This is a genomic window from Gloeotrichia echinulata CP02 (assembly GCA_038087035.1).
GTDB lineage: Bacteria > Cyanobacteriota > Cyanobacteriia > Cyanobacteriales > Nostocaceae > Gloeotrichia > Gloeotrichia echinulata.
Genome location: CP051187.1, coordinates 2617539 through 2630163, shown reverse-complemented (window position 1 = coordinate 2630163; position 12625 = coordinate 2617539). Strand labels below are relative to the sequence as shown.

12 protein-coding genes and 1 pseudogene are annotated in these 12625 nt (G+C 41.5%); 3 read left to right on the top strand and 10 right to left on the bottom strand.

All coding sequences use genetic code 11. The features are described from left to right. Positions 1 to 223: 223 nt before the first annotated feature. Both prmC and HEQ19_11545 read right to left on the bottom strand, forming a co-directional pair. Positions 224 to 1138, bottom strand: a complete 915-nt coding sequence (prmC, locus tag HEQ19_11550; GenBank protein ID WYM00059.1) for a peptide chain release factor N(5)-glutamine methyltransferase — start codon at positions 1136 to 1138, stop codon at positions 224 to 226. A gap of 3 nt (positions 1139 to 1141) precedes the next feature. Then, the gene (locus HEQ19_11545; protein WYM00058.1) at positions 1142 to 1975 is read right to left on the bottom strand and encodes a Tic22 family protein; all 834 of its coding nucleotides are present in this window, start codon (positions 1973 to 1975) and stop codon (positions 1142 to 1144) included. A 418-nt stretch (positions 1976 to 2393) separates the two neighbouring features. On the opposite strand from HEQ19_11545, the gene HEQ19_11540 reads away from it, so the two are divergent. Beyond that, on the top strand, positions 2394 to 2588 hold the full coding sequence (locus HEQ19_11540; protein WYL98108.1) for a hypothetical protein: 195 nt from the start codon (positions 2394 to 2396) through the stop codon (positions 2586 to 2588). A gap of 419 nt (positions 2589 to 3007) precedes the next feature. Here the strand turns inward: HEQ19_11540 and HEQ19_11535 are convergent, their stop codons facing one another. Beyond that, the gene (locus tag HEQ19_11535) at positions 3008 to 3169 is read right to left on the bottom strand and encodes a hypothetical protein (GenBank protein WYM00057.1); all 162 of its coding nucleotides are present in this window, start codon (positions 3167 to 3169) and stop codon (positions 3008 to 3010) included. Positions 3170 to 3373: 204 nt separating this feature from the next. On the opposite strand from HEQ19_11535, the gene HEQ19_11530 reads away from it, so the two are divergent. Continuing rightward, positions 3374 to 5623: a protein phosphatase 2C domain-containing protein gene (locus HEQ19_11530; protein WYM00056.1), complete on the top strand. Its 2250-nt coding sequence runs from the start codon at positions 3374 to 3376 to the stop codon at positions 5621 to 5623. Positions 5624 to 5807: 184 nt separating this feature from the next. Here the strand turns inward: HEQ19_11530 and HEQ19_11525 are convergent, their stop codons facing one another. The 3 genes from HEQ19_11525 to HEQ19_11515 form a co-directional block, all read right to left on the bottom strand. Next, positions 5808 to 6497, bottom strand: coding sequence for a uracil-DNA glycosylase (locus tag HEQ19_11525; GenBank protein WYM00055.1), 690 nt, complete (start codon positions 6495 to 6497; stop codon positions 5808 to 5810). 360 nt (positions 6498 to 6857) lie between these two features. Further along, positions 6858 to 7949 carry a tetratricopeptide repeat protein gene (locus tag HEQ19_11520; protein WYM00054.1) on the bottom strand — a complete coding sequence of 364 codons (1092 nt, stop codon included), beginning with the start codon at positions 7947 to 7949 and terminating at the stop codon, positions 6858 to 6860. Positions 7950 to 8557: 608 nt separating this feature from the next. Next, complete coding sequence (locus HEQ19_11515; protein ID WYM00053.1) at positions 8558 to 8860, bottom strand: hypothetical protein; 303 nt, start codon at positions 8858 to 8860, stop codon at positions 8558 to 8560. A 48-nt stretch (positions 8861 to 8908) separates the two neighbouring features. Between HEQ19_11515 and HEQ19_11510 the strand changes: the two genes are divergently transcribed. Then, positions 8909 to 9073 carry a hypothetical protein gene (locus HEQ19_11510; GenBank protein ID WYM00052.1) on the top strand — a complete coding sequence of 55 codons (165 nt, stop codon included), beginning with the start codon at positions 8909 to 8911 and terminating at the stop codon, positions 9071 to 9073. 79 nt (positions 9074 to 9152) lie between these two features. On the opposite strand, the pseudogene HEQ19_30910 reads toward HEQ19_11510, so the two are convergent. From HEQ19_30910 to HEQ19_11495, 4 genes and pseudogenes are all read right to left on the bottom strand, one after another. Next, positions 9153 to 9263: pseudogene (locus HEQ19_30910) on the bottom strand (Swarming motility protein ybiA). A 33-nt stretch (positions 9264 to 9296) separates the two neighbouring features. After that, entirely contained in the window at positions 9297 to 9623 is a 327-nt protein-coding gene (locus HEQ19_11505) for a DUF6464 family protein (protein ID WYM00051.1), read from the bottom strand. A gap of 662 nt (positions 9624 to 10285) precedes the next feature. After that, positions 10286 to 10813: a hypothetical protein gene (locus HEQ19_11500; GenBank protein WYM00050.1), complete on the bottom strand. Its 528-nt coding sequence runs from the start codon at positions 10811 to 10813 to the stop codon at positions 10286 to 10288. Positions 10814 to 11218: 405 nt separating this feature from the next. After that, the gene (locus HEQ19_11495; GenBank protein WYM00049.1) at positions 11219 to 12568 is read right to left on the bottom strand and encodes an OB-fold nucleic acid binding domain-containing protein; all 1350 of its coding nucleotides are present in this window, start codon (positions 12566 to 12568) and stop codon (positions 11219 to 11221) included. Positions 12569 to 12625 lie beyond the last annotated feature (57 nt).

The window sequence follows — 12625 nt, the reverse complement described above, 5'->3', positions numbered from 1 at the left end:
TCACTTTCATCCCGTTTCAACGGAATTTAGCTATTAGCCCGCAATTTATTGCAGGGCGGGAAAACAACGCCAAACCAGGGCTTCAAGAGTCAGATTGCTAACTCCAAACTCATTACTCATTACTCATTACTCATTACTCATTACTCATTACTCATTACTCATTACTCATTACTCATTACTCATTACTCATTACTCATTACTCATTACTCATTACTCATTACTCCTAACTTTTATACGCCAGGGCAAAGCGTTCAATTCCAGCTAAATCAGGGTGAATTTGAATATTATAATAACAACCTTGATTTTGCAAAAGTTCTTGGACTATATCCGCCTGTCCTGCCATCATTTCAATCAGCCATACTCCACCGGGTCGCAAATAAGTGGGGGAGATTTCGATCAAATGACGGATACAATCTAAGCCATCAGCACCACCATCGAGAGCTAGATGTGGTTCATGGTGGAAGACTTCTGGTTGTAGGGTAGGTAAGGTACTGGTGGGGATATAAGGGGGGTTCGACACCATACCACTGAATTGACCTTTGAGCGATGCCAAAGGCTCCCACCAAGAACCTTGAACAAATCGAATTCGGTCGGTAAGTTGCAAATTATTGGCGTTTAGGGATGCGATCGCCAAAGCTTCACTACTGTAATCAACGGCGTGAATGATAGCTTGTGGAAATATCTTTGCTAGTCCCAGGGCGATCGCACCACTACCAGTCCCCAAGTCAGCCCAATGTCCTTGTTGTAGAGGTGGGGTTGTCTGACTACTAGCAGTAGCGGCTAGGGCTAAATCAATCAAGCTTTCTGTTTCTGGTCTAGGGATTAAAACTGCGCTGGAAACAGCGATTTTAAAATGTCGCCAGGGTGTCACCCCAACAATATACTGCACTGGTAAGCGCTCATGTAATCGCCTCTGCCACAGCTGCTCTAAATCTTCTAGCGGTAACTGCAGTTCAATCTCAGGCCAATCTTTGAAGGATTCCAAACGCAGCGCCAACCGATCTAACCCAGCCACCTCCCCAAGTAACCAATCTACCTCTGCTGGTGGAACATCAGTGGCGTCAGCCGTTTTAATTGCCTGATGACGCCACTGCCACAGTTGCAACCCTGACACTAATTTTGATTGTATATCCCCCATGCTTTAACGTTGATTCGGCTTCTTGGGCTGAGAATTATTTCCATTACGGGGAGCAGGAGTATTGTTAGCACCCTCTTTAGGCAGCGTTCTGAGATAGTCTCTAGACTCTGGGGATGGCACTAAGACAACTTGGTTGAGCCAGGTATCGTTTTTTTCTTGCAAAGTTTTAATTACCCCATCTACATCTATTACTTGAATATCAGCCTTGGGAAACTTGGGCTTTACCTGACTTAACAAACCCTGTGCATCTTGTTTGCTTAAAAACAGAGGAATCATTTGCTGTTTGTCAGATGGCAATTGAATGGGTACATATCCCTGATCTGGTGCAAATCTGACAGCAAAAACAGGCACGCTTTTAAACTGATCTACCTTTTGACCGCCTTGACGCAACAATTCTAATGCGCCTTGAATTTCCTGGTCAACAGGTTTAAAGGCAAATAACAGACGGTTGGGCTGGTTTTTGGTTTGTTGTAATTTCTGATAAATTACTCCCAGAGGCACTGCTGTTACTTGTAGGCTTTTGACTAATTCTTCAATTTTTGGGTCTTTGTCTTTGGCATTTCGCAGTTGGTTGATAAAAGTCTGAGCTTCTTGCCGACTCAGATAAACACCTGTCACCGAACCACCAGCTTTTTGCCCATTTTGAGCATCAGGTAGGGGGCGACTGAGTGGTAAGCCATCCTTGTTTGTGACTAAATACACTGGTACTGAGTCTAATTTATCTTTTATTTGTTGTTCTGACAATGCCAACACTGGGAGGTTGCCGATAAAGACTGTCCCCAACAAAGTACTCCCGATTAAACCCAATGTTGCGCCCCAACGAACCAATGATTTCATGACTCCTCCTAGTATCAATAATCCAATTAATTCCGACCAATAGTTGGATTTGCACAGCACCAACTTGTTTTAGTTATATAGCAATCTCTTTGAGATCTAAATTGGTAAGATGTCCAAACCATTTAAAATTGCTATAGTCTCATCTTCATCCATTGACTTTGCTTAACTAATGCTGTTCTCAATTTTGCCTTAATATTCACCACTCAATGCCGTAGATGCCTGTTAGATGACGCTTTCCGGTAAGGAAACCCTGCAAGCGATAAATACCATTTAATTGTATTACGCAGCTCTAACTGACGCCATAATATAGGAAATTGTTTCTCATCTACAAGTTCATCATCCCTAAATTTACGACAGATTTATACAAAACAAACTTTGATAATCACTTACGCCTGTAACCCCAATTTGCCTGTTATTTTTGACAAAAAAGCCTAATACCATAACCACAAAATCAGACTTTTGCGAAAAAAAGTTTAATTTAAAAGCACATCTATTTTACCAGAAAACCCTTATTACTGGGGACTGGGGACTGGGGACTGGGGACTGGGGACTGGGGACTGGGGACTGGGGACTGGGGACTGGGGACTGGGAAGCAGGAATAAATGACCCTTGACCCTTGACCCTTGACCCTTGACCCTTGACCCTTGACCCTTGACCCTTGACCCTTGACCCTTGACCCTTGACCCTTGACCCTCTGCTGTCGCAAAGGTTATCGTCAAGCGATCGCCACGTCGGACTTATACTTTTTCTAGAGACAAAAAGCCAGTTTTTCTCCCGCAAATTTTCAGATGAAATCAGTATTTTAAGCTGGCTCAATCATTAATCTGTCAAACTCAAGATGTAAAAGTAATCTAGTTGACAAAATATCAGGAAAATTTGGTAGCTTTGCTCTTGACTACCACCAAACTCAATGACATTGTTAATCAAATAGCATGGTGGATTGCCTCAGAGAATGATGACCGACTTATACGAATGGCGCGACTATAACCTTGATTCAGTAAATCAAGGAGATATCTTAATTGTTAATTAAAGTTAATTTCTGCCCAGCAACTTATAAACTAAAGAAATACCAGGATTATTTGCCTGTTGCTGATGGAATAATCTACCACAAGCCAATACAACAGTTGTCTTGGGGTTATTCTTCGGCGAGAGGGTTGGAGTCAAGTATGCTGGCGATCGCAAGTTCCAGAGCAATAAAAGCTATGATGAGGCTGTAGCATTGAATGAGGAGCGTATTCTTTAAATATGTAAATAAATAAGTATTAGCACCTGCTGGTATCCACCAGCTAAAATCATGATCCGAAATTGAGTATGTCGAATTCTTAAAACATGAGCGGTCTAGATTGCCGCTACCAAAGCTCAAAAAAAATTGCCAATCGCTGATCGGTGCGAGAAACTATGGAAAATGATGCGGTAACGCTCTGCTGCCCAAATGAACAGTGTCAAGCTCCCAACCCCCTAACCCACAAATTTTGCCAGCGATGCGCCACACCCCTACCCAAACGTTACCTCTGGGTTGTGGGAGACGGTCTGAATGTGGGTAGTCCAGGCGAAATATTAGCTCAACGCTATTTAGTCATCAATCAATCTGTGGTTTTAGACACCGCGCCAGGAATAGTTCCCCAAGCGCCTGAATTAGATAATTTGCCGGCAATCAGACCCTACCTGAGACTAATTCCATACCGTATACATGTACCACAGGTATATGGAGTATTGCCCGTAGTTCATGGGCAATCGGACAAAGAAATTTTTCTCTTAGAAAAAGCGCCCCTACAGATTGATAGCACAGGACTACAAGTCCAGCTATGCCCTGAGTTAACTGCTGCTTGGCATGATGCCACATCGCTACGCCAACTCAATTGGCTATGGCAAATAGCAAACCTCTGGCAACGTTTTTTAAGCGAAGGTGTTGCTTCTAGTTTACTCGACTCTAATCTATTACGGACAGAAGGGTCATTAATTAGATTGTTGACATTGCGTTTAGACACGCCAACGGCACCCAGATTGTCTCAATTAGGTGAATTTTGGCAGCAATTAGCAGCAAACGCAAAGCCAGCTATAGCTGAATTTATGCAGGAGATTAGCCAAGCTCTAATTCAGCAGAGGATTAACTCACCAGAGCAATTAATTGCAGTCTTAGATCAAGCAATAGCAGATTTAGGGCACTCACAAACGCCTAAGATTAAAATATTTACAAAAACTGACACAGGCCCAGTCCGCCAACGTAACGAAGATGCTTGTTACCCTCCCAGTGGCACCTTAGTCAGCAAACCTCCCGATCCTAGAGCCTTAGCCATTGTCTGCGACGGTATCGGCGGACACGAGGGCGGTAATGTGGCATCTAATTTAGCAATTGAAACAATCCGGGAGCGCCTAGAGGAACTAACAAGCGTTCCGACTGACCACACCAGACCCTCAGTGCTGCTCAATAAATTAGAATCAGCAGTGTTTGCTGCTAATGATAAAATCAGTCAGCGCAACGACAGCGAGGGCAGAAACGGGCGTCAACGCATGGGCACCACCTTAGTGATGGCGTTACCAATTGCCCATGAAATATATATTACCCATGTCGGTGACAGTCGTGCCTATTGGATTACGCGCCACGGTTGTTATCAAGTTACCCTTGATGATGATGTCGCCTCTCGCGAAGTTCGGCTAGGCTATGCCATCTATCGCGAAGCCACACAACAAGGTGGTTCTGGTTCTCTGGTACAGGCTTTAGGGATGAGTTCCAGCACCTCATTACATCCCACAGGGCAGCGGTTTATCCTCGACGAAGATGGGGTTTTTCTCCTCACATCCGATGGTTTGAGCGATTTTGACCGCGTAGAAGATTACTGGGAAACAGAAATTTTACCCATTATAACAGCCGAAGCAGATTTAACGACTATTGGCGAAAGATTAATCGAAATTGCTAATACTAAAAATGGACACGATAATGTCACCATTGCTTTGGTACATTATCAAGTCACATACGTCGAACCACAATCACCACTAACAGCAGTTATTCCAGAAAGTTCCGCCTACCAAACTGTTGATCTGGCGACGAGAAGCGCACAAGGGACAGTCATCCAAAGCAATTTCAACGAAAAAACACACGCAATTTCACAACCAGTTTCTGCTAGAATTCCCAAGGTGCCATTAGGGGTGATAGTTCCAGCAGTATTGGTGGTAGCTGTAGGTGCAATAGGATACTGGGTGATTCATAATAATGTATTAGCACCAAGTAAGTCGGTATCTAATCCTACTTCAATCCCAACGCTGGAACCAGCTTCTGCTCCTATATCTACTGCTCCTCCAACTTCAACGCCGCAACCAACTTCTACAAAAGAATCTACACAGCGAACCGTTGACAATCTTAAGGAAGGGTGGGTGATTAAAACCAAGGAAGAAATAACCTTTCAAAATCAAAAGAAAAAACCTTTGGTTTCTGGTACTTTTTTACGAGTTGAGAAAATACTACCGCAGAACAAAAATCCTCAAGACAAGGTTGTGCATCTACAGGTGTGTCAAGATAATAGTTCCAACCCTTTGCAAACAGCAAAGACAAAAGAACCTATTAAATTATCTCAATCCCAACTTAAAAGGTTTGAGGTGAATGTATTGCCAGAGGGACAAAACAGTCCATGTGATAATATTTCACCATAGCCAGCCAGCACAACACCTGCACCAACTCTACCAAGTAATTCCAGTGACACTAAATCTGAGGGTTAATTAACTGGTAAAACCTGCAAGTTAGACTAGATATTTTTATGAAACATAAATATGCCCCAAACCCAAACCCTTACCAATGACAAATGACAAATGACAAATGACAAATGACAAATGACGATTAAAGATCTTCGGTATTTTTCCGAATTTCATCGTATTTAGCTCGTACCGCTTGCATATCTTGCCACATCAACCATTTAGGCGCACCCACTTCTTTAGAAGGACTACGCAGCAAGTAAGAAGGGTGAAAAATTGGCATACATAAACGCCCTTGCCACTCTATCCATTCGCCACGTATTTTCGTAATAGCCCGCTTGTCCCCAGTTATCCCTTTAATCGCGGTTGCACCTGTTAATAAAATTATTTTGGGGTCAACCAGGCGAATTTGTTCTAATAAATAAGGTAGACAAGCTGCCATTTCGTCAGGAGTAGGAGGACGGTTATTTGGTGGGCGGCATTTATTAATATTGGCGATGTATACATCATTCTCAGTAGTCAGTTCCACAGAAGCCAAAATCTTTTCTAATAGTTGCCCCGATCTACCGACAAAAGGTAAACCTGTTTCGTCTTCATTTTGACCAGGTGCTTCCCCGATAATCATGATTGGTGCTTGCAAATTACCCCGTCCCACAACAGCATGAGTACGAGTTTCTCCCAATGGACAACGATGGCACTGGTTACAATGCTGTGCCAATTCTGTCATTTGGGCATATGTGCCAGGGGGAATGGAAATTTTGGCGTTTGTGGGAATCAGATCTGGTTGCTTAAAACTTGATTCATCGAAGAGGCTGAGTTGGATATCGCTAGTCATGACAATGGGGATACTGGTATCAATGCCACCCGTTTAATGTGATTGGAGCAATTGGGAGTTGGCATCTGTATAATGTTTGCAGAATTTCTATTCTATCAGCATCCTTGTAAGAAAGCGTGGTTTCAAAGCCTCTCGCCTTGTAGGAGACCACTGGCGAATGGTAGGTTTAACCCCTCATCGCAGGGCAGAATCAGGGTTTTTGGCAGGGTTTGTGGCGTCGTTCGATCATCCGTAGGGGCGCAAGGCCTTGCGCCCCTACCCATAATCTCATTATTCGCAAGCAATATCCTTGTAGGATAGAGGTTTCGAGAGAGGTTTCAAGTAGAGGCGCAAGGCCTTGCGCCCCTACCCATAATCTCATTATGTCCACTGTTGATATTGCATTGCTTTGGCGTAATCACCCAAGGCGTAGCAAGCGACTCTCAGATTGGCAAGGGCTTGTTCTTGACTGCGGCGGTCTTTGAGCGTCTTTGCTAACAATAAACGTTCTTCATAATATGTAATTGCCTTATTATAGTCGCCTAAAGCTTCACAAGCAACGCCTAAACTGCCTAGGGACTGTTCCTCACTCCGCTTGTCCTGAAGTTCTCTAGCTAAATGCAACCGCTCCTCATAATATACAATTGCTTGAGCATATTCACATAATTGATAGCAAGCATTACCGAGATTCTTGAGTACCTGAGAGGCGCTACGAGAATTTTTTAGGAAGCGTGAGATTTTCAGACATTGCTCGTAGTAGGCGATCGCTTTTGGATAATCATCCAAGCCATACCAAGCATTACCCAGATTCTTCAGCACCTGTTCCTCACCCCAGTTGTCTTGAAGTTCCTGAACAATTTTTAAGCTTTGTTCCTGATATTCTATAGCCAGTCGCAAGTTACCCGAAGCTTTGTATACCAATCCCAGATTATTCAAAGCTGCTACTTGACTGCGCTTATCTTGTTGCAACTCGGTGATTTGTAAACTTTCTTGCAGACAGTCAATTGCTTTGTCATAGTCGTTAAGATGACGGTATGCGTTCCCCAAATGAGACAATACCTGCATCTGTAGCGATAAGTCTAATATCTCGCTTGTCAAGGATAGACACTCTTGGCCGTAGAAGATAGTCTTCTTATAGTTCCCTACAGTGTACGTTACCAGAGCTAACAAAGACAGCAGTTGTCCCTGTTTTTGGTAATCCCCAACTTCGCGAAACATCTCTAGGGATTGTTCTAAAGACTGGATCGCCGCAATTAAATCACCAGCTTGCTGCTGTTGAATTCCTTGTCGCAGTAACTGGGATGCTTCTGATAACTGGTCATCAGTTTCCTGTAGAATAATGACTAAATCTTCTGGTGAATCTTGGTCAAATTCGTCGGTAATTGTGCTGCGATTCGTTGATTTCAGGTACGTTGCTGGGAGTTGTATGGGAACTGTATTTTTAGAACTAGGATTCCATGCACCTTTAGACATCGACCAATTCCTGTTAAGTTTGGTGATAAATCTAGTATTCCCAAAATCCAGGATGCATCTTATCATCAGTGTTAAGTTTTTTTTACCAGAAATTTGGGTCTAGAGCCGCTGTCCTAGAAGGACGGCTTTCTGATAGAATCTTTTTGTCTGTTGTAGAATATCCGCCGATACAGGACGACTCAAATGAGTGCAACACGACTCTTCGGGAAATAATAAAGACAACTCGGTGGCGAATACGAGTCTAATCAAAGCTAGGGAAAACAACAAAGTACCACCAGCCAGAAAACAAAACATTTTTGTCTTTAAAGGTATCGTGGGGCGCACGAAAACTCTAGGCTTAGTGTCCTAGTAAGTCTCTGGAGATATAGCCCTCTGGGATCAACTAAGTTGAGCTATTTGATTGGTTCGGTCGTTCGGTTAATTGGTTTAAGCATTGCCAGTAATGGATGGTTGATTTTAAGGTTTGTCGCTGAAAGAGAAAACCTAAAAAGTAATTTTTAGAATCTCCGCCCTAAAAGTGCCCAGAGAACGTCAACATGTCCATTCTCATCCGTCCTCGTGTACACCGGGAATGATGTTACTTATTTCTCAATTGCAGTCAGCAGCCTTTATCTATTAATTGGTGTTTTTGTATTCCATATTTGTTCAAATTCCGCTTTTGTAATTTCAAATTCTTGGATGTCTTCTTCAAATATTGGTTTATCACTTAACATGCCATACTCATCTGCTAAGTGTGTTTGATCGTAAAATAATACGTTTCCATTTTCATATACTTCTATCTGTCTGACTGCACATAAATTATCACCAAATTCTATAAAATATGTGCTGGTACCCCAGGCATCAAAATCACCTCCCAATGATTCATCCCACGACCATTTACAATATTTATTAGTCTTTATAGTTCTAGACATTATATTTTTACTCCTTTCAGTTATTACTACTTTACGAGAATATAGCTTTTGCAAGTTTTAGCAAGTGTGGAATTAACAGTTAAATTTCCAGAAATGCTCTATAAAGTCAGCAAGCACACAACTGTTGAGTCTATTAATATTAGTTATATTGGCAAATTAACTGTGAATAAATACTTATTTGTAGGGTTGAAGTTGTTGACTGTTCATGGTTAACAGTTGACAGTAGATTTTTGAGATGTCGGAAACATTCTTTAGTTGGGAATTTTGAATTTTTCCATACGTAAGTATAATACAGTAAATTGGGTACCTCCATTAAAATTATTTCTAAAATATTTTTACCAGTGCCATTGGCTCCACAACCCCAATACCAATCTATTGGGGAATTTTCGATAAGTTTTTCATCTTTTAAGGTGGAATTTGTCAGTCTAAGTAGTGATTATGCTTGATGTTTGTTACTAGCAAGTTCCTTTGGTTCATAGTGACGACATCCCTGACAAGGTCCGCTGGGATTGACAGCACAGCGCATGTAGCCAGATCTAGCGTTAAATTTGCAGCTGATGTCGCCGATGAGGTAGCCTACCCCCTCGACATAATAGCGATCGCCTTGCAGTGGTATGATGTTTTCTCGTACCTGCACCCCTGCCAAGTTCATGCTTGTTTGTCTCATTCGTGTGCGTGCCCGCAATTGGGTTTTACGGATTACCCACAGGGAAAATAGGGATGGTAAGAAACCAATGGCAAACACTAAAAGAGTCTTTAACACCTTCTCATTACCTCTTTTATCAAAGAAATGCTGGAAACATCGTTTTTTGAAAGCAGGGATGAACGCTAGTTGCAGGATTTATCCTGGCTTGCCAATCTCTTAATGTAGTTTGGAATTACTTTTGATATTGTATTGCTGTTGGATTGACCATACATATCCTAACTTGTGCTATACAAGCTTGACATAGCAGGACTTGAAGGATTTTTTCTCTGCTTTGCCATGTCTGCTTGACTGTTACAATTATTTTAGCTGTCGAAAAACCCCCATGTCTAAAACCAGTTCCTCACACGGCACGTTCGCGTAGCGATTGGAACCACCTGCATTCATACCTGGAGTAGTTCAAAGTTGATGATGAATACTTTGATTAGGGTAGCAGTTCGCTAATATATTAAAATATATTAAAATTTGGCAAGAAATATTACAAAAATGGGGCGAAAAAGGACTCCGGTTCACATATCGGCTGAAAACTACCCACTGCAATGATTTTAATTTCTAGCAAATTGTGGGGGTTTGAGTCCGCTCCTGATATAAGCAGCGCAATTTATGTCGGGGTCTAAATTCCCGTCAAAAAATGTAATTGCGTAAGCGTTGCGGGGCGTAGCCAATTGCAAATTACGAATTGCTTTAATTTTGTTTACAGACTGACAAGATGAGTTACTTGTTTAATAATTCCGTCGCCAGTCTTCGAGATTTTCGATAGAGATTGATTTACTTACAACATTAACATCATTGCCCCGCCAATCAACTTCTGGATCTGTGGTGAACACGCCACACTCTAATTGATCTGATGGGATATTCCAATATTGACTAAATCGGCTTTTGAGAGTTATAACTTGTTCAAAAACCTTGTTTCTATGCTTATTTCTCCTTTTTCTTTCCGTTGCTCCTGTTGCCTGCGTATCAATAAATTTTGTTTCGATGAGAAATACACTACCTTGTTTTGTCAAGTAAACAAAATCACATTTCCCTAAATCTGTATAATCTGCAATTGGAGATTTTTCAAATAACAACAATTCACAGCATGAAGGAAATAATTTTTTCAGGTTCAGAAATAAATACGCTTGCAAGAGGAGTTCTTTGTCGTAAGGAAATACGATCACCCCCTCAAAAAATTTTTTAATATTTTCTTGAGTTTGGGGCTGAATTTTTTTACAATATGAAACGAATTTATGTACGTCATTTGCGATCATCAAGTGTTTGCTCCTTCCTCTAGCTGTTGCCTAGATAACCCGGCATCAAAAAATACCACATTTTCATGGCCTTTTTCATCCGCATAAGTAACTAAAAAACTGATAAATAGTCAATTATCTAGGGTTATTTAGTTAAAATAGAGTCAAGGGTATCTAGTCACCGGATGATAAAGGGCAAAAAAAGAAGGAAATAAAAGAAATTCAATCAGTCAACAGTAGTCACAAAACATGTAACAGGCTAAAGAATTAGGGTGTAAATGGTTCTATGCTTGTAGTAGCTTTACTCGGTGAGAAGTTGCTGTGTATTAAGAATGCTTAAGCGTTGTTACAGGGTTTTAAACTTTTTTAAGCTTAACCAGTTATCAGTCCTATAGTTGTCAGCACCAGGAAACCAAATTTGTATTATCAACTACCAATCAGCGGTCTAATGTGAGCAGTAAATCTGGCATTTTGAAGGGCTTGAACAGTTATTCTAGAATCTTGTACACAAAATTGCCAACCCAAGCGCACAAGTTTACGAGAATTTTCAGCTTGTACAATCCCAATTACTGGCATTTTAGCTTTTTCTTTGTCTCCTGACTGTTCCTGCAAAATCGTTTTCAGGCGATGTAGTTCTTCAATGTTGGCTGCTTGTTGGGGATTTAGTTCCACCATCACCATTTGTACAGTTTCCACGGGTTCGGCATCTTCAACAATAAATTGATTTTTGTCATCACGCCGATCTAGTTTACCCCAAACAATTAACCTCGCATCAACCTGGAGAAGGAAACTAATGCGTTCATAAGTTTTGGGAAAGACTACAGCTTCTAATTGTGTACTGAGGTCTTCTATTTGCAAAATTGCCATTTGGTCGCCCTTTTTCGTGACTACTTTTTTGACTCCATTCAACATCACAACTGCACAAAGCTTGGTTTCTTCTCTTTGTTCGCCTAGTTGGGAAAGGTTAATGGGAGTAAGGAGTGGTAGCATTTGCTTCAAGGATTGCAGCGGATGGTCTGATACATAAAAGCCCAAAAGTTCCTTTTCCATCCGCAACTTTTCCTGGGGAGGTAAGTCAGAAACAGGTTGAGCTTTGGGTGCTGTTTCAAAGGAATTATTGGCTTTTTTATTAGTAGCAGCAAAGCCACCACCTAATAAATCAAAGATACTTCCCTGACCGCTAGCTCTATCTTTAGCGCGGCCTTGTGCCCAATCGTAAACCAGTGCTAGGTCTTGAATTAACTGGTGACGATTGGGTTCGATTTTATCAAAAGCTCCACAATAAATCAATGATTCCAACGTCCGGCGGTTAATAGCACGCAAATCAACGCGGTCGCAAAAATCTCCCAAAGATTTAAATTCGCCGCCCTCATTTCTGGCTGACAAAATGCAGGCGATCGCATTCTGTCCCACATTGCGAATTGCCGTAAATCCAAATATAATCTTGTCTGCTACCGGCGTAAAATTTAACCCAGAGCGATTAATATCCGGCGGGTCAATTTCAATACCCATAGTGGTGCAATTATTAATATATTTTTGCACCTTTTCTGTATCACCACTGTTAGCAGTCAACAGTGCTGCCATATATTCTAGTGGGTAATTAGCCTTTAAATACGCAGTTTGATAAGTGACATATCCATAGGCAGTTGAATGGGACTTATTGAAACAATTGGAGGCGATCAAACCATTTTTTATGGCAAAATTATGGTCATGCTCAACCCCAATATCATAGACATTTTCTTTTCCCAGAGATTTTCGTGTAACTATTTTAACCATCTTCACCCTATGCCCGAAATCAAATTTGTATTCTAACAAGAGGCAAGAGACAATAGT